The following is a 17,642-nucleotide window of genomic DNA, read 5'->3' as shown; positions in this document are numbered from 1 at the left end:
TTCAATTTCGGTTGGACGCCCCCTGAGTCTCACTCCGACGGGAGCTAATCCGTGAAAGACTTACTTAAGTTTCTGAAAGCGCAAACTAAAACCGAAGAGTTTGATGCGATCAAAATTGCGCTGGCTTCGCCAGACATGATCCGTTCCTGGTCTTTCGGTGAAGTGAAAAAGCCGGAAACCATTAACTACCGTACTTTCAAGCCAGAGCGCGATGGTCTGTTCTGTGCCCGTATCTTCGGGCCGGTAAAAGACTACGAGTGCCTGTGCGGAAAGTATAAGCGCCTGAAACACCGTGGTGTGATTTGTGAGAAGTGCGGCGTTGAAGTGACCCAGACTAAAGTACGCCGTGAGCGTATGGGCCACATCGAACTGGCGTCGCCGACTGCGCACATCTGGTTCCTGAAATCACTGCCATCGCGTATCGGCTTACTGCTGGATATGCCGCTGCGTGACATCGAGCGCGTGCTCTACTTTGAATCTTACGTGGTTGTCGAAGGTGGCATGACCAACCTCGAGAAGCGCCAGATTCTGACTGAAGAGCAGTACCTTGACGCACTGGAAGAGTTCGGTGACGAGTTCGACGCCAAAATGGGCGCCGAAGCGATCCAGGCCCTGTTGAAAAACATGGATCTGGAGCAGGAGTGCGAGCAGCTGCGTGAAGAGCTGAACGAAACCAACTCTGAAACCAAGCGTAAAAAGCTGACCAAGCGTATCAAGCTGCTGGAAGCGTTCGTGCAGTCTGGCAACAAGCCAGAGTGGATGATCCTGACCGTGCTGCCTGTACTGCCGCCGGATCTGCGTCCGCTGGTACCGCTGGACGGTGGCCGTTTTGCTACGTCGGATCTGAACGATCTTTATCGTCGTGTGATCAACCGTAACAACCGTCTGAAGCGCCTGCTGGATCTGGCTGCGCCAGATATCATCGTACGTAACGAAAAACGTATGCTGCAGGAAGCGGTCGATGCTCTGCTGGATAACGGTCGTCGCGGTCGTGCGATCACCGGTTCCAACAAGCGTCCGCTGAAATCGCTGGCTGACATGATCAAAGGTAAGCAGGGTCGTTTCCGTCAGAACCTGCTGGGTAAACGTGTCGACTATTCTGGTCGTTCGGTTATCACCGTGGGTCCATACCTGCGCCTGCATCAGTGCGGTCTGCCAAAGAAAATGGCACTCGAACTGTTCAAACCGTTCATTTACGGCAAGCTGGAACTGCGTGGCCTCGCCACCACCATCAAAGCCGCGAAGAAAATGGTTGAGCGCGAAGAAGCGGTTGTCTGGGATATCCTCGACGAAGTGATCCGTGAGCACCCGGTTCTGCTGAACCGTGCGCCTACGCTGCACCGTCTGGGTATTCAGGCGTTTGAACCGGTTCTGATCGAAGGTAAAGCGATCCAGCTGCACCCGCTGGTTTGTGCGGCTTATAACGCCGACTTCGATGGTGACCAGATGGCTGTTCACGTACCGCTGACGCTGGAAGCCCAGCTGGAAGCACGTGCGCTGATGATGTCGACCAACAACATTCTGTCTCCAGCGAACGGTGAGCCAATCATCGTTCCTTCACAGGACGTTGTTCTGGGTCTGTACTACATGACCCGCGACAAAGTGAACGCCCGCGGCGAAGGCATGGTGCTGACCGGCCCGAAAGAAGCTGAGCGTGTTTATCGCGCTGGCCTGGCTGAGCTGCATGCCCGCGTTAAAGTTCGTATCACTGAATACAGCAAAAACGAGCAGGACGAATTCGTTCCGAAAACCAGCATTATCGACACCACCATTGGTCGTGCGATTCTGTGGATGATCGTACCGCAAGGTCTGCCGTACTCCATCGTCAACCAGGCGCTGGGTAAAAAAGCGATCTCCAAAATGCTGAACACCTGTTACCGCATTTTGGGCCTGAAGCCGACCGTTATCTTTGCTGACCAGACCATGTACACCGGTTTTGCTTACGCTGCCCGTTCAGGCGCGTCAGTCGGCATCGACGACATGGTTATCCCGGCCAAGAAAGTGGAAATCATCTCTGAAGCGGAAGCCGAAGTGGCTGAGATTCAGGAACAGTTCCAGTCAGGTCTGGTTACCGCCGGCGAACGTTACAACAAAGTCATCGATATCTGGGCTGCGGCAAACGAACGTGTTGCTAAAGCGATGATGGAAAACCTCTCAACCGAAACCGTGATCAACCGTCATGGCGAAGAAGAGAAACAGGTTTCCTTCAACAGCATCTTTATGATGGCTGACTCCGGTGCGCGTGGTTCTGCTGCACAGATTCGTCAGCTGGCCGGTATGCGTGGTCTGATGGCGAAGCCAGATGGCTCCATCATCGAAACACCTATCACGGCAAACTTCCGTGAAGGGTTGAACGTACTTCAGTACTTCATCTCAACCCACGGTGCGCGTAAAGGTCTGGCGGATACCGCACTGAAAACTGCGAACTCCGGTTATCTGACGCGTCGTCTGGTTGACGTTGCTCAGGATCTGGTCGTTACCGAAGACGATTGTGGTACGCACGAAGGCATCATGATGACTCCGGTCATCGAAGGTGGCGACGTTAAAGAGCCACTGCGTGAACGTGTACTGGGTCGTGTAACTGCTGAAGACGTACTGAAGCCTGGCACCGCTGACATTCTGGTTCCACGTAACACCCTGCTCGATGAGCACTGGTGTGACGTGCTGGAACTGAACTCAGTCGACAGCCTGAAAGTCCGTTCGGTAGTAGGTTGTGAAACCGACTTTGGTGTTTGTGCACACTGCTACGGTCGCGACCTGGCACGTGGTCACATCATCAACAAAGGTGAAGCGATCGGTGTTATCGCGGCACAGTCCATCGGTGAGCCAGGTACACAGCTGACGATGCGTACGTTCCACATCGGTGGTGCGGCATCTCGTGCGGCTGCTGAATCCAGCATTCAGGTGAAGAACAAAGGTACCATCAAGCTGACCAATGCCAAGTCGGTAACCAACTCGGCTGGCAAGCTGGTGATCACCTCGCGTAACGTTGAACTGAAAATGATCGACGAATTTGGTCGTACCAAAGAGAGCTATAAAGTTCCTTACGGTGCCACCATGGCGAAAGGTGATGGTGAGCAGGTTGCAGCGGGCGAAACCGTCGCAAACTGGGATCCGCACACCATGCCGGTTATCACCGAAGTGGGCGGTTTCATTCGCTTCACCGACATGATTGATGGCCAGACGATCACCCGTCAGACAGATGACTTAACCGGTCTCTCCTCGCTGGTGGTTCTGGACAGCGCCGAGCGTACTGCGGGCGGTAAAGATCTGCGTCCTGCACTGAAAATTGTTGATGCCAACGGCAACGACGTTCTGATCCCGGGCACCGATATGCCGGCTCAGTACTTCCTGCCAGGTAAAGCGATTGTTCAGCTGGAAGATGGCGTTAAGATCAGCGCGGGTGACACCCTGTCGCGTGTTCCGCAGGAATCTGGCGGTACCAAAGATATTACCGGTGGTCTGCCACGCGTTGCCGACCTGTTCGAAGCGCGTCGTCCGAAAGAGCCAGCAATTCTGGCCGAGATCAGCGGTATTATCTCGTTCGGTAAAGAGACCAAAGGTAAGCGTCGTCTGGTGATTACACCGCTGGATGGTAGCGAGCCGTACGAAGAGATGATTCCGAAATGGCGTCAGCTGAACGTGTTCGAAGGTGAACGTGTTGAGCGCGGTGACGTGGTTTCCGATGGCCCGGAATCTCCACATGACATCCTGCGCTTGCGCGGCGTGCATGCGGTGACCCGTTATATCACTAACGAAGTGCAGGAAGTTTACCGTCTGCAAGGCGTTAAGATTAACGATAAGCACATCGAAGTCATCGTTCGTCAGATGCTGCGTAAAGCAACCATCATGAGCGCAGGAAGTGCAGACTTCCTCGAAGGTGAGCAGGCTGAATTCTCTCGCATCAAGATTGCTAACCGCGATCTGGAAGCGAACGGAAAAGTTGGCGCTACCTTCATGCGTGACCTGCTGGGTATCACCAAAGCGTCACTGGCTACCGAATCGTTCATCTCTGCCGCATCGTTCCAGGAGACCACTCGTGTCCTGACCGAAGCTGCAGTAGCAGGCAAGCGCGACGAACTGCGCGGCCTGAAAGAGAACGTAATCGTGGGTCGTCTGATCCCGGCCGGTACCGGTTACGCTTACCATCAGGATCGTATGCGCCGCAAAGCGGCAGGCGAAGTGCCGGTTGCACCGCAGGTCACTGCGGATGAAGCCTCAGCCAGCCTGGCCGAGTTGCTGAACGCCGGTCTTGGCGGTAACAACGACGAGTAATTGTCGCTGGTGAAATAAAAAACCCTGCCTCGGCAGGGTTTTTTTTTGGCTTCAGTACAGCTATTTCCAGTCATCGCGACCGAGGCCGATATCTTTCAGCTGCCCGTCGCTGAGCTTCGACAGAATGAGGCGGGTTTCACGCCGGCACTGCCAGCGTTTAAAGCTGCGCCACAGATAACGCACCAGCGTATAAGGGGTGCCTGTAAACGGTTTTCCCGCGCGATTTTCATCATATCCCATTGTCCGGTCCTCATTGAATTGCCTGAGACCATTTTGTTGGGAATGCGCTGTATGATACAGATGCAAAATTCACCTTTATTTAACATACAGATTGCTGGGAAAGCGATCTGAATGGTAATAATAGTGGCTAACTGTACTGGTTAAGACTTTGCTAAACGAAGAGAGAGGATACGATGACCCGCTATGAACATCTGGCAACGCTGCTGGCACAGCGTATTGAACAGGGCCTGTACCGCAGCGGTGAGCGTCTCCCTTCGGTACGCAGCCTTAGCGCCGAGCATGGCGTCAGTATCAGCACGGTCCAGCAGGCGTATCACCTGCTGGAAGAGAAGCAGATGATCACGCCCCAGTCGCGTTCAGGTTATTTCGTCGCGTCGCGGAAAGCGACACCGCCGATACCGGCACTGACTCGGCCTGCGCAGCGTCCGGTTGAAGTGACCCAATGGGATGCGGTACTGGAGTTGATCAACAGTCGTCTGGACAACGATGTGCTTCAGCTGGGCAGTGGCATGCCGGATCTGACCCAGCCGACGATTAAACCGCTGTGGAAGGCATTCAGCCGCCAGGCCCAGAAGCAGGAAATGGCGTTGCTCAACTATGACAACCTGTATGGCGTGCTGGAACTGCGGCAACAGGTGGCACGTCTGGCGATCGACAGCGGCTGTCAGCTCACTGCGGATGACATCGTGATTACCACCGGCTGTCATGAAGCATTATCGGTGGCGGTACGCGCGGTCTGCGAGCCCGGCGATATCATTGCGGTGGAGTCACCCTCTTTTCACGGCATCATGCAGACGCTGCGCGGCTTTGGCATCCGCGCCATTGAGATCCCCACCGATGCGGTCACCGGCATCAGTCTGGAAGCGCTGGAACTGGCCTTTGATCAGTGGCCCATTAAAGCAGTGGTCGTGGTGCCGAACTGTAATAACCCGCTGGGTTTCATCATGCCGGAACCTCGCAAACGCGCGCTGCTGACGCTGGCACAACGTTTTGACGCCGCAGTAATTGAAGATGACGTCTATGGTGAACTTGCCTGGGAATATCCGCGTCCGCCGACCATTAAAGCGCTGGATCTGGATGGCCGGGTTCTGCTCTGCAGCTCCTTTTCTAAAACCCTGGCGCCCGGTTTACGGGTTGGCTGGGTAGCACCGGGCCGCTACCGGGACCGCGTTCTGCATATGAAGTACATCGTTACCGGTTCTACCGCCACGCAGCCGCAACATGCGGTGTCCGAGTTTATTCGTCAGGGCCATTATCAACCTCATCTGCGGCGGATGCGGCAAATCTACCATCGCAATTATGAAATTTTCAGTTGCTGGGTACGGCACTACTTCCCCTGCGGTATATGTGTTTCCCGACCTCAGGGCGGTTTTCTGATGTGGATTGAGTTGCCCGAACCCTTTGATGCGGTGCGGCTCAATCGCGAGTTGCATGAATCTAAAATCCAGATTGCCGTAGGCTCGCTGTTTTCTGCCTCGGGTAAATACCGTAACTGCCTGCGCTTAAATTATGGCTTGCCGATCAACGATCACACTGAACAGGCGCTGGCAAAAGTGGGAGCCGCCGTTGAGCGGGCGATGCGCGCCTGCCAGCATGATGATCTCCCCATTGCCTTAGCGTCCGATCTGCTGGTGGCTAAATAAGGAAGAAGCAGGGCCAGAAAGAGGGAGGGAACTGGCCCTGGTCAGATAACGATCACCTGACGACCGCTACCGTAAGCCGTAGGCCGATGCCGCGCCAGCAACTGAATGAATCACTGCGCGCGGCCTTCCTGCTTTTTCGCTGTTGTTACAGTACGTTGATTATTTTTGCGGCAGGTTACTCAGTCATACTCATGCAAACGGCTCCGGTTCGGCCAGTGCCAGCAGAATACGGGTCGCCTCACGCCAGTCATCTGCCTGAGTAATGGCGCTGACCACCGCAATACTGCCGACGCCCGTCGCCAGCACCGCTGGCGCGCGATCCACAGAGATACCGCCAATCGCCACGGTGGGAATGTCTGACAGCCGCGCCAGATGTCGCTGCAGTTCCGCCAGTCCCTGTGGTGCCGAGGGCATCTCTTTGGTCCGGGTCGGGAAAATGTGGCCCAGCGCGATATAAGAGGGCTGAATAGCCAGAGCACGATCCAGTTCGGCATCATCATGGGTAGAAATACCGAGCCGTAGTCCGGCCTGGTGGATCTGCGCCAGGTCTGCCACCTCCAGATCTTCCTGGCCCAGATGCACACCGTAGGCGTGATGTTTAATCGCCAGCCGCCAGTAGTCATTGATAAACAGGCGCGCATCGTAGCGTTTGCCCAGCGCAATCGCCTGGGCGACAGCGGCTTCGGCGGCCTCGTCCGGCTGGTCTTTGATGCGCAGTTGCAGAGTACGGACGCCCGCGTCCAGCAGGCGTTCGATCCAGTCAACGCTATCGACTACCGGATAAAGCCCAAGGCGCGGCGCGGTAGCAGGAAATGCAGTCATTGTTACTCCTCCTTCATGGCATCGGCGGGGTGGTAAAGCTCACCACCGCGGCGGCGAAATTGTTCAGACATCTGAGCCATACCCACCTCAATCGGCTCAGCGCTGGCTTGCTGGCGTGCGGCAAAATCCCGCACCTCCTGCGATATTTTCATTGAGCAGAACTTTGGGCCGCACATTGAACAGAAATGCGCCACCTTGCCTGACTCCTGCGGCAGGGTTTCATCATGCATGGCGCGCGCGGTATGGGGATCGAGCGCCAGATTAAACTGATCTTCCCAGCGAAATTCAAAGCGCGCTTTTGACATCGCGTTATCGCGGATCTGCGCACCCGGATGGCCTTTGGCGAGATCGGCGGCATGAGCGGCAATCTTGTAGGTGATCAATCCCTGCTTCACATCCTCTTTATTTGGCAGCCCAAGATGCTCTTTGGGGGTGACATAACAGAGCATGGCGCAGCCAAACCAGCCAATCATGGCGGCACCGATACCTGATGTAATGTGGTCATAGCCGGGCGCAATGTCAGTAGTGAGCGGCCCAAGCGTATAGAAGGGCGCTTCATGGCAATGGTCGAGCTGCTCCGTCATGTTTCGGCGGATCATATGCATCGGGACGTGGCCGGGGCCTTCAATCATCACCTGCACATCATACTCCCAGGCGATCTTTGTCAGCTCTCCCAGCGTACGCAGTTCGGCAAATTGCGCTTCGTCATTCGCATCCTGAATCGAGCCTGGGCGTAAACCATCTCCCAGCGACAGTGAGACATCGTAGGCGGCACAGATTTCACAGATTTCGCGGAAATGCTGATAGAGAAAGCTCTCCTGATGATGCGACAGACACCATTTCGCCATGATCGATCCGCCGCGCGAGACAATACCGGTCAGCCGTTTTGCCGTCATCGGCACATAGCGCAGCAGCACGCCAGCATGGATGGTGAAGTAATCAACCCCTTGTTCCGCCTGTTCAAGCAGCGTATCGCGGAACACCGCCCAGTTAAGCGCTTCGGCCACGCCGTTCACTTTTTCCAGCGCCTGATAAATCGGCACTGTGCCGATCGGCACCGGGCTGTTTCGCAAAATCCACTCGCGCGTTTCATGAATATTCCGGCCGGTAGAGAGATCCATTACCGTATCGGCGCCCCAGCGCGTTGACCAGACCAGCTTTTCGACCTCCTCCTCAATCGATGAGCTGACCGCTGAATTGCCGATGTTGGCATTTACCTTGACCAGAAAGTGACGGCCGATAATCATCGGTTCCGATTCAGGATGGTTAATGTTGGCGGGGATAATGGCCCGACCCGCGGCCACTTCCTGACGGACAAATTCGGGCGTGATGTTATCCGGCAGTTGCGCGCCAAAACTATGGCCGGGATGCTGTTGCAGCAAAATCTGGTCGCGGATTCGCTCACGGCCCATATTCTCTCGCAGGGCGATAAACTCCATTTCCGGCGTAACGATGCCCTGACGCGCATAATGCATCTGTGTGACGCAACGGCCGGTAAGGGCGCGGCGCGGCACAGGCAGCGCGTTAAAACGCAGATGATCGAGGCTTTCATCCGCCAGACGCTGCTGGGTATAGCCTGAACTGCGCTGCGGCAGTGGCTGGCTGTCATGACGTTCTTCGATCCAGCCGGCACGCAGTTTCGTCAGTCCGCGATGCAGATCGATCTGCGCGGCGGGATCGCCATAGGGGCCGGCGGTATCATAGACCGGCACCGCATCATTCGGCTCATAGCGCGGCTGATCCTGGCTGCCACCGATGTGGGTCGGGCTGAGCCTGATTTCGCGCATTGGCACACGAATATCCTCCCGGCTGCCGGTGATCCAGATACGTTCAGAACGGGGGAACGCGTTGCCGCCTTGCAGTGAATCGATAAATTCCTGGGCCTGGGCACGCTGTTCACGACGGGTCATTTTTGAGTCAGACATAGCAATCTTCCAGTTGAGTGGGAATGATGCTTGTCCGGAGTTCGGCAGGAGTAACAGCACGGGCAGCGCAAGACACTGGCGTACTGGCAATATTTACTCTTGTTCCCTTCGCAGGTTCTAACCTGATCAGGTTCCGCGGATCCCGAATTAACGGTCTCAGCCCAATTGGGCACTCCGACAAGAAGACGTTTTACGCTGCGCCGATAGGCACCGGCTTAAAACGATAACTTTTAAACAGAAAAAAGGTTCATCAGGCCTGAGCCGCCAGAACCCTTTCAGCATAAAAGGGCTGTAACAGAATCACAACCCCTTTACCGGTGATTAACGTTACGCCGGACGAGCCATCTGGCTGTCATTGGCTACCGGCGGGGGGGCCAGATGGTTGTCCCATGCCAGCTGGATCAGCTTGTCTTCCAGCGTGAAGCGCGCTTCCAGCACTTCACCAACTTCAGACAACGCCTGCTGGAACGTCATGCAGTTATCGTCATCGATCGCCTGCTGCAAATGGCCATCGTACAGTTGCATCAGGCGCTCGGTGTTGGCTTCCAGCGGCGGGTAAACCTGGGCCGCTGCGATCATCGGGCTGTCACCGCTCATCTCGCTGATGATGCGCTCATAAATACTAAAGTGACCGGCGGAGAGATAATCGACCAGGCCATGACAGAAGTTATCCAGCGCCTGCTCATCGAGGCGGGTCAGAGCTTCTTTTTTCGGTTTCAGGCCGACCAGATGGTAATAGGTCACTAACAGCTGGCGACGGGCTTCCAGCCACGAATCGACCAGTTCGTTACTGCCACCTACGCGTTCGGCCAGGACGTCTAACTGGTTAAGCATATCTAACTCCATGTGAGTTATAGTTGTTTATCTACACACTTAACATCAGGACTTCAGCGTGCGAGTTGACGCTAAGGATGACGAAATAAATGCAATGCGAAATCTCAAGCGTAGACGCTGGATGGTGGATTGTCAGCCACGAGCAGAAACTTTGGTTGCCACAAGGTGATTTACCCCACGGAAGCGCCGAAAATTTCGGTCTGACTGGCACGAAAGCCCGACTGATTGGCGAGTGGCAGGGGGAAAATGTCTGGCTGATTTGCGAGCCGCGTTCAGAAAGCATGTTCTCGGTGCGGCAACTGATCGATCTGGATGTCGGGCTGTTTCAGCTGGCAGGTCGCGGCGTGCAGCTGGCGGAGTTCTACCGTTCGCATCGCTGGTGCGGCTACTGCGGCCACGAAATGCACCACAGTAAACATGAATTTGCCTGCCTGTGCAGCCATTGTCGCGAGCGATATTATCCACAGATTGCGCCCTGCATCATCGTAGCGATCCGCCGTGGCGACCAGATCCTGCTGGCTAATCATGCCCGCCACCGCAATAAGGTCTATACCGTGCTGGCCGGTTTCGTCGAAGTGGGCGAGACGCTGGAGCAGGCGGTGGCGCGGGAAGTGATGGAAGAGAGCAACATCCGCGTTAAAAACGTGCGCTATGTCACCTCTCAGCCGTGGCCCTTCCCGCAGTCGCTGATGACGGCCTTTATGGCGGAGTTTGACAGCGGCGATCTGCAACATGACGGCAAAGAGCTGTTAGATGCCGCCTGGTTCCGTTTTGATGCCTTACCTTTGCTGCCGCCACCGGGCACCGTGGCGCGTCGCCTGATTGAAGATACCGTCGCCCTGTGCCGCGCCGGAGCGTGAAAGTGCTACACTACACGCCTGAAATTGAGAGAGTAATAAGATGAGTGAACTGAAGAACGACCGTTATTTGCGTGCCCTGTTGCGTCAGCCAGTTGATGTGACGCCGGTGTGGATGATGCGCCAGGCCGGACGCTATTTGCCGGAATACAAAGCGACGCGCGCCGAAGCCGGTGATTTTATGTCGCTGTGTAAAAATGCCGAGCTGGCCTGTGAGGTGACGCTGCAGCCGCTGCGCCGTTATCCGCTGGATGCGGCCATCCTCTTCAGTGACATCCTGACCATCCCGGATGCGATGGGGCTGGGCCTCTATTTCGAAACTGGCGAAGGTCCACGCTTCTCCAATCCGATTACCTGTCGGGCTGATGTCGAGCGCTTGCCGGTGCCCGATCCGGAAATGGAGCTGGGCTACGTGATGAACGCGGTGCGTACCATCCGTAAAAGCCTGAACGGTGACCTGCCGCTGATCGGTTTTACCGGCAGCCCGTGGACGCTGGCGACCTACATGGTGGAAGGCGGCAGCAGTAAGGCGTTTACCAAAATCAAAAAGATGATGTATGCCGATCCGGCCACACTGCATGCAATGCTGGATAAACTGGCGGACAGCGTCATCCTCTATCTCAACGCCCAGATTCGTGCTGGCGCCCAGTCGGTGATGGTATTTGATACCTGGGGCGGCGTACTGACCGGCCGCGATTACCGTGAGTTCTCGCTGCACTACATGCACAAAATCGTCGACAACGTGCTGCGTGAAAATGACGGCCGACGCGTGCCGATTACCCTGTTTACCAAAGGGGGCGGTCAGTGGCTGGAAGCGATGGCGGAAACCGGCTGTGATGCGCTGGGCCTCGACTGGACCACGGATATCGACGATGCACGTCGTCGTGTTGGCGATAAAGTCGCGCTGCAGGGCAACATGGACCCTTCAATGCTTTATGCGCCGCCCGCCCGTATCGAACAGGAAGTCGCCGGGATTCTGGAGCGCTTCGGCAACGGCACCGGTCATGTTTTCAACCTCGGTCACGGGATTCATCAGGACGTTCCGCCAGAAAACGCGGGCGTATTTGTAGAAGCCGTGCACCGTTTGTCACGTCCTTTCCATCAGGAGTAACTATGGATATTGCCGCACTTCGCGCTGAGCAGTTGCAACGCGCCGCTGATGTGGTGCGTGAAGATGATTTTGACGTCTTGCCGCCACGCTTTATCGGCGGGGCGGATGTGGGGTTTGAGCAGGAAGGCGCGGTCACCCGGGCGGCGCTGGTGGTGCTTGAATATCCCTCGCTAACGCTGGTGGAGCATCGCATTGCGCGCATTGAGACCACCATGCCGTACATTCCCGGCTTTCTCTCCTTCCGTGAGTATCCGGCGTTAATGGCGGCATGGCAGATGCTGGAGCAGAAACCGGACCTGCTGTTTGTCGACGGTCACGGCATCTCGCATCCCCGTCGGCTCGGCGTGGCGTCGCACTTTGGTCTGCTGGTAGATGTCCCGACCATCGGCGTAGCGAAACGCCGCCTGTGCGGCCGATTTGCCGAACTGGATGCGCAGCCGGGCAGCCGTCAGCCACTGATGGATAAAGGTGAGCAGATCGGCTGGGTCTGGCGCAGCAAGCAACGTTGCAATCCGCTGTTTGTCGCCACCGGCCATCGCGTCAGTCTGGATACTGCACTGCACTGGGTTGAAAACTGTACGCGCGGCTACCGTTTGCCGGAGCCAACCCGCTGGGCAGATGCGGTTGCCTCGAATCGTCCGGCTTTCCAGCGCTGGCAAAACGCGCTTTAACACTGTTTGTGCTGCGCTTTTGCAGTTACACTGCCGCCAGCGAAACGAATAAGAGCCACCTTTATGTTACAAAATCCCGTTCATCTGCGTCTGGCGAAGCTGGAAAGCTGGCAGCATCTTACTTTTATGGCCTGCCTGTGCGAGCGCATGTATCCCAACTATCGGGCATTCTGCGAGCAGACCGAATTTGCTGATCCGGCACTCTATCGCCGTATTCTTGATCTGATCTGGGAAAACCTGACGGTCAAAGATGCGAAGATAAACTTCGACAGCCAGCTGGAAAAACTCGAAGCCGCCATTCCTGATGGCGATGCATTTGAGGTTTACGGCGTATATCCGGCGATTGATGCCTGTGTGGCGTTAAGCGAAGTGGTTCATGCGCAGCTGAGCGGCGACACTCTTGAGCACGCAATTGAAGTCAGTGAGACTTCAATTACCACCGTTGCCATGCTGGAAATGACCCAGGCTGGACGCGAAATGACCGACGAAGAGCTTCGTGAAAACCCGGCCATCATCGATGAATGGGACCTCCAATGGGAGATTTTCCGACTGCTCGCCGAGTGCGAAGAGCGTGACCTTGAATTGATCAAAGGTCTGCGATCGGACCTGCGTGAAGCGGGAATTAGCAACATCGGTATAAATTTCCAGCAGTAAGGCGACAAAACGTGACTTCAGGCCCGAATTAGCGCGCCTGGAGGCTTCACATCAGCCCCCTCTCTGGTCTACATTTGGGGGGCTGAAAATTGTGGCTATCGGTGCGTGCAGGCTGAAGAGTGCCAGAATATGGCTTTTCCCTCGCACTCGTTGCTTAGCAAGCGATAAATACACTTTAAGGATAACTTATGAACAAGACTCAACTGATTGATGTGATCGCAGAAAAAGCTGACCTGTCTAAAACCCAGGCAAAGGCAGCGCTGGAATCTACTCTGGCTGCGATCACTGAGTCTCTGAAAGATGGTGATGCTGTACAACTGGTTGGTTTTGGTACTTTTAAAGTGAACCACCGCGCTGAGCGTACCGGTCGTAACCCGCAGACTGGCAAAGAGATCAAAATCGCTGCAGCAAATGTACCGGCATTCGTGTCTGGTAAAGCGCTGAAAGACGCCGTTAAGTAAGACGTCGCACTGCGGTTAAGCTTTAAAACAGGGGGCGATTCGCCCCTTTTGTTTAAGGGGCCTGCCATCATGACCACGCTGTTTCAGCGTTTTTCCGCCCTGTCTCTCTCCTTGTTTCTTTTTGGTTGCAGCTCCACGCCCGACATTCCTCCTTTTTCTGCCAGTGGTTACCTTGCTGACCGGGGCGTCGTACGCATCTGGCGCAAGAATAATGACCATCAGTCCGTCCACATCCGTACCATCTTTACGCCATTTTCCGGTAGTGAAGGCGAGGTTACCGATTATATCTGGCTGGAACAGGCGTTAATCAGCGTTCATCGTCAGGTTAAAGGTGAGCAACCCGATGATGTCACCTTGCGTTTCGACCAGGAAGGCGGCCTCAACTTCATGCAGCGGCAGCTGGCTGACCGGCGTGAAGCCGTCAGTGCGGATTCGGTCGATCTGTATAAATTCGATGCCCAACGGATGCGCAACGTCAGCGATGCGCTGCTCAGCGGTCAGATATTCCTGCGACAGGGATACTGGTCAGGCGGCAATCTGGTTAAGAGCTGTGAAGGCCAGCAGGTCAGGCCCGCTTTTGATGCCGATGCGTTACGGACGCTGGCGCAGCAGCAGCGTGGATCGGCCAGGCCGCTGATGGTGTCGTGGCTGGAAGCGCCGGAAGGGGTGCAGCTATTGCGGATCAGTCAGCAGGATGACTGCGCACAGCAGCCGAAAGAAGACGATATGTAAGCCGAAGAAAAAGGGGCACTCTGTGCCCCTTTAACTTATTTGCGATTGATGGCGCGGTAGCCAATATCGCGACGGCAGAAACTGCCCTGCCAGGAGATGGGCTGTGCCAGTTGATAAGCCCGCTGCTGCGCAGCCGCAACATCGTCGCCCAGCGCCGTGACGCACAGCACCCGGCCACCGTGGGTGAGCACTAAATCGTCTTCCAGACGTGTTCCGGCGTGGAATACTTTGCCATCCTCAACTTCTTCCAGCGGCAGACCATGAATCTGATCGCCCTGATGGTAATCGCCAGGATAGCCGCCCGCTGCCAGCACTACGCCCAGTGAAGGTCGCGGGTCCCACTCAGAGGTCTTCTGATCCAGCGTACCGGCACAGGCCGCCAGACAAAGATCGACCAGATCCGACTGCAGGCGCAGCATGATCGGCTGAGTTTCCGGATCGCCAAAGCGGCAGTTAAATTCGATCACTTTCGGCTGACCGGCCTGATCAATCATCAAACCTGCATAGAGAAAGCCGGTGTAGACGTTACCTTCAGCGGCCATACCGCGCACTGTCGGCCAGATCACCTGATCCATAACGCGCTGGTGGATCTCATCGGTGACCACCGGTGCAGGGGAATAAGCACCCATTCCGCCAGTGTTCGGGCCGGTGTCGCCATCGCCGACACGTTTGTGATCCTGGCTGGTGGCCATTGGCAGTACATGCTCGCCATCGACCATCACGATGAAACTGGCTTCTTCACCGTCGAGAAACTCTTCGATCACAATGCGATGGCCCGCATCGCCAAAGGCGTTGCCAGCCAGCATATCCTGAACCGCCGCTTCCGCTTCCTGCAGCGTCATCGCCACAATCACCCCTTTGCCCGCCGCCAGACCATCCGCTTTAATCACGATCGGCGCGCCTTTCTCACGCAGATAGGCCAGCGCAGGTTCAACCTCGGTGAAGTTCTGATAGGCCGCACTCGGGATCTGATGGCGAGCCAGGAAATCCTTGGTGAAGGCTTTCGATCCTTCCAGTTGAGCCGCTGCCTGTGTCGGGCCAAAAATGTTCAGGCCTGCGGCGCGAAAGGCATCAACCACGCCCGCCACCAGTGGCGCTTCAGGGCCGACGATGGTCAGGTCGATGGCTTCGCGTTGGGCAAAGGCCAGCAGGGCAGGGATGTCAGTGGCAGCGATCGCCACGTTCTGCAGCGCCGGCTCTAATGCGGTGCCAGCGTTGCCCGGTGCCACAAACACAGTTTCTGCCAGCGGAGACTGCGCCGCTTTCCAGGCTAATGCGTGCTCACGTCCGCCATTGCCAATTACTAAAATTTTCATTTATCACTCTCCAGACGATTAATGGCGGAAGTGGCGCATATCGGTAAAGATCATCGCGATGCCATGCTCATCGGCTGCGGCGATCACTTCGTCATCACGGATTGAGCCGCCAGGCTGAATCACGCAGCTGATACCCACCGCCGCCGCCGCATCGATGCCATCGCGGAACGGGAAGAAAGCGTCAGACGCCATGGCCGAGCCTTTCACTTCCAGCCCTTCATCGCCCGCTTTGATACCGGCAATCTTCGCGGAATAGACGCGGCTCATCTGACCGGCGCCAATACCGATAGTCATGTTGTCGCGCGCATAAACAATGGCGTTAGACTTAACGAACTTCGCCACTTTCCAACAGAACAGCGCATCACGCAGCTCCTGTTCGGTGGGCTGGCGTTTGCTGACCACGCGAAGCTGGCTGGTATCGACCATTCCGAGATCGCGATCCTGCACCAGTAAGCCGCCATTAACCCGTTTGAAGTCCAGCGCTGCCACGCGGTTTTGCCACTGGCCGCAGATCAGCACCCGGACATTCTGTTTGGTCGCGGTAATTTTCAGCGCGGCCTCGGAAACCGCTGGCGCAATGATCACTTCGACAAACTGACGGCTGATAATGGCCTGAGCAGTCGCTTCATCCAGCTCGCGGTTAAAGGCGATGATGCCGCCAAACGCGGAGGTGGGATCGGTCTGCCAGGCGCGCTCATAGGCCGTCAGCAGTGAATCACCGACCGCGACGCCGCAAGGGTTGGCATGTTTGACGATGACACAGGCGGGCTCGCTGAACTCTTTAACGCACTCCAGTGCCGCATCGGTATCAGCGATGTTGTTATAGGAGAGCGCTTTGCCCTGAACCTGCTGCGCGGTCGCGACGGAGGCTTCCACGACATTCTCTTCTATATAGAAGGCTGCATCCTGATGGCTGTTTTCGCCATAACGCATATCCTGCTTCTTAATGAAGTTCAGGTTAAGGGTGCGCGGGAAGCGACCGGCTGGCTGGCTGCGTTCACCGTGATAAGCCGGCACCAGTGATCCAAAGTAGTTCGCGATCATGCTGTCGTAGGCCGCCGTGTGCTCGAAGGCTTTAATGGCGAGGTCGAAGCGGGTTTCAAGGGTCAGGGCATTCTGGTTGGCGTCCATCTCGGCCACGATAGCCTTGTAGTCGCTGCTCTTCACGACGATCGCCACATCTTTATGGTTCTTGGCCGCAGAGCGCACCATCGTCGGGCCTCCGATGTCGATGTTCTCAACAGCATCTTCCAGTGAGCATCCTTCACGTGCCACCGTCTGGGCAAAGGGATAGAGGTTTACCACCACCATGTCGATTGGGCTGATGTCGTGCTGCGCCATGATGGCATCATCCTGGCCGCGACGACCGAGAATGCCGCCGTGCACTTTCGGGTGCAGGGTTTTGACGCGTCCATCCATCATTTCCGGGAAGCCGGTGTAGTCAGAGACTTCAGTGACAGGCAGGCCCGCATCTGCCAGCAGGCGAGCGGTGCCACCTGTGGAGAGCAGCTCGACACCGCGGTCAGCGAGCGCCTGAGCAAATTCGAGGATACCGGCTTTGTCAGACACACTGAGCAGAGCGCGGCGTACAGGACGACGTTGTTGCATGGTGGTTTTATCCCTTGGCTTTGTTTCGCGTATATAAGAGCGTTACATCAAGCTTAACGATCCTTCCTTTGCTTATATAAGAAGAAAAGATCGAAAACTTCAGGTAACGCCCCGAAAAGGGGCATCCGTTACGTCGCCGGGCATTGTAGCGAAAACGTTTGCGTGATGCTCGCCTAAATTCGTCATGCCCGATGAATGTGGATAACTTTGTGTGTAACTGCGTATAACAGAGGGTTTTGCTGTGGAATGCAGCGAACAGTCTTTTTTATGCAATTTACTGGTTGCGCCTGCCGAACAACTCCCTATAATGCGCCTCCATCGACACGGAACAACGGCTTACCGGCCGCCGGGTTGAGAGGCACAGGAGACTGCGCCGCCGGAGAAAACTTCTCAAAAAGAAGTTGACTCTGAAGGAGGAAAGCGTAATATACGCCACCTCGCGACAGACGGTTAACCCGCTGCTCGCACTGCTCTTTAACAATTTATCAGACAA

14 protein-coding genes and 1 riboswitch are annotated in these 17,642 nt (G+C 55.9%); of the genes, 8 read left to right on the top strand and 6 right to left on the bottom strand.

Going from position 1 to position 17,642, the window contains the following annotated elements:
- Nucleotides 1-51: 51 nt before the first annotated feature.
- Nucleotides 52-4,275, top strand: a complete 4,224-nt coding sequence (gene rpoC, locus WFK59_RS21725; RefSeq protein ID WP_233985609.1) for a DNA-directed RNA polymerase subunit beta' — start codon at nucleotides 52-54, stop codon at nucleotides 4,273-4,275.
- A gap of 60 nt (nucleotides 4,276-4,335) precedes the next feature.
- Here the strand turns inward: rpoC and WFK59_RS21720 are convergent, their stop codons facing one another.
- On the bottom strand, nucleotides 4,336-4,515 hold the full coding sequence (locus WFK59_RS21720) for a DUF1127 domain-containing protein (protein WP_233985607.1): 180 nt from the start codon (nucleotides 4,513-4,515) through the stop codon (nucleotides 4,336-4,338).
- Between the two features lie 173 nt (nucleotides 4,516-4,688).
- Between WFK59_RS21720 and WFK59_RS21715 the strand changes: the two genes are divergently transcribed.
- On the top strand, nucleotides 4,689-6,158 hold the full coding sequence (locus WFK59_RS21715; RefSeq protein ID WP_233985606.1) for an aminotransferase-like domain-containing protein: 1,470 nt from the start codon (nucleotides 4,689-4,691) through the stop codon (nucleotides 6,156-6,158).
- A 189-nt stretch (nucleotides 6,159-6,347) separates the two neighbouring features.
- On the opposite strand, the gene thiE is transcribed toward WFK59_RS21715, so the two are convergent.
- The 3 genes from thiE to rsd form a co-directional block, all read right to left on the bottom strand.
- Nucleotides 6,348-6,980, bottom strand: coding sequence for a thiamine phosphate synthase (thiE, locus tag WFK59_RS21710; protein WP_336757287.1), 633 nt, complete (start codon nucleotides 6,978-6,980; stop codon nucleotides 6,348-6,350).
- A gap of 2 nt (nucleotides 6,981-6,982) precedes the next feature.
- Nucleotides 6,983-8,905, bottom strand: a complete 1,923-nt coding sequence (gene thiC / locus WFK59_RS21705) for a phosphomethylpyrimidine synthase ThiC (RefSeq protein ID WP_293001016.1) — start codon at nucleotides 8,903-8,905, stop codon at nucleotides 6,983-6,985.
- A gap of 86 nt (nucleotides 8,906-8,991) precedes the next feature.
- Nucleotides 8,992-9,092, bottom strand: a riboswitch (TPP riboswitch).
- A 140-nt stretch (nucleotides 9,093-9,232) separates the two neighbouring features.
- A complete protein-coding gene (gene rsd, locus WFK59_RS21700; RefSeq protein ID WP_233985604.1) occupies nucleotides 9,233-9,739 on the bottom strand; it encodes a sigma D regulator in 507 nt (168 codons plus the stop codon).
- Nucleotides 9,740-9,828: 89 nt separating this feature from the next.
- Here rsd and nudC point away from each other — a divergent pair, with 89 nt between their 5' ends.
- The 6 genes from nudC (at nucleotide 9,829) to WFK59_RS21670 (ending at nucleotide 14,225) form a co-directional block, all read left to right on the top strand.
- Complete coding sequence (gene nudC / locus WFK59_RS21695) at nucleotides 9,829-10,599, top strand: NAD(+) diphosphatase (protein WP_336757284.1); 771 nt, start codon at nucleotides 9,829-9,831, stop codon at nucleotides 10,597-10,599.
- 40 nt (nucleotides 10,600-10,639) lie between these two features.
- Nucleotides 10,640-11,707: a uroporphyrinogen decarboxylase gene (hemE, locus tag WFK59_RS21690; protein ID WP_233985602.1), complete on the top strand. Its 1,068-nt coding sequence runs from the start codon at nucleotides 10,640-10,642 to the stop codon at nucleotides 11,705-11,707.
- Between the two features lie 2 nt (nucleotides 11,708-11,709).
- The gene (gene nfi / locus WFK59_RS21685; RefSeq protein ID WP_233985601.1) at nucleotides 11,710-12,378 is read left to right on the top strand and encodes a deoxyribonuclease V; all 669 of its coding nucleotides are present in this window, start codon (nucleotides 11,710-11,712) and stop codon (nucleotides 12,376-12,378) included.
- Between the two features lie 63 nt (nucleotides 12,379-12,441).
- Complete coding sequence (locus WFK59_RS21680; RefSeq protein WP_031376924.1) at nucleotides 12,442-13,032, top strand: YjaG family protein; 591 nt, start codon at nucleotides 12,442-12,444, stop codon at nucleotides 13,030-13,032.
- 188 nt (nucleotides 13,033-13,220) lie between these two features.
- The gene (gene hupA / locus WFK59_RS21675) at nucleotides 13,221-13,493 is read left to right on the top strand and encodes a nucleoid-associated protein HU-alpha (RefSeq protein ID WP_003850136.1); all 273 of its coding nucleotides are present in this window, start codon (nucleotides 13,221-13,223) and stop codon (nucleotides 13,491-13,493) included.
- 69 nt (nucleotides 13,494-13,562) lie between these two features.
- Nucleotides 13,563-14,225 carry a DUF1481 domain-containing protein gene (locus WFK59_RS21670; RefSeq protein ID WP_336757281.1) on the top strand — a complete coding sequence of 221 codons (663 nt, stop codon included), beginning with the start codon at nucleotides 13,563-13,565 and terminating at the stop codon, nucleotides 14,223-14,225.
- 35 nt (nucleotides 14,226-14,260) lie between these two features.
- Here the strand turns inward: WFK59_RS21670 and purD are convergent, their stop codons facing one another.
- Nucleotides 14,261-15,541, bottom strand: coding sequence for a phosphoribosylamine--glycine ligase (gene purD / locus WFK59_RS21665; protein ID WP_336757280.1), 1,281 nt, complete (start codon nucleotides 15,539-15,541; stop codon nucleotides 14,261-14,263).
- An 18-nt stretch (nucleotides 15,542-15,559) separates the two neighbouring features.
- Nucleotides 15,560-17,149: a bifunctional phosphoribosylaminoimidazolecarboxamide formyltransferase/IMP cyclohydrolase gene (purH, locus tag WFK59_RS21660; protein ID WP_336757278.1), complete on the bottom strand. Its 1,590-nt coding sequence runs from the start codon at nucleotides 17,147-17,149 to the stop codon at nucleotides 15,560-15,562.
- Nucleotides 17,150-17,642: the final 493 nt, after the last annotated feature.

Origin of the sequence: Pantoea sp. USHLN298 (assembly GCF_037149395.1) — a bacterium.
Lineage (GTDB): Bacteria > Pseudomonadota > Gammaproteobacteria > Enterobacterales > Enterobacteriaceae > Pantoea > Pantoea astica.
This window is presented reverse-complemented; position numbering and strand designations above follow the sequence as displayed.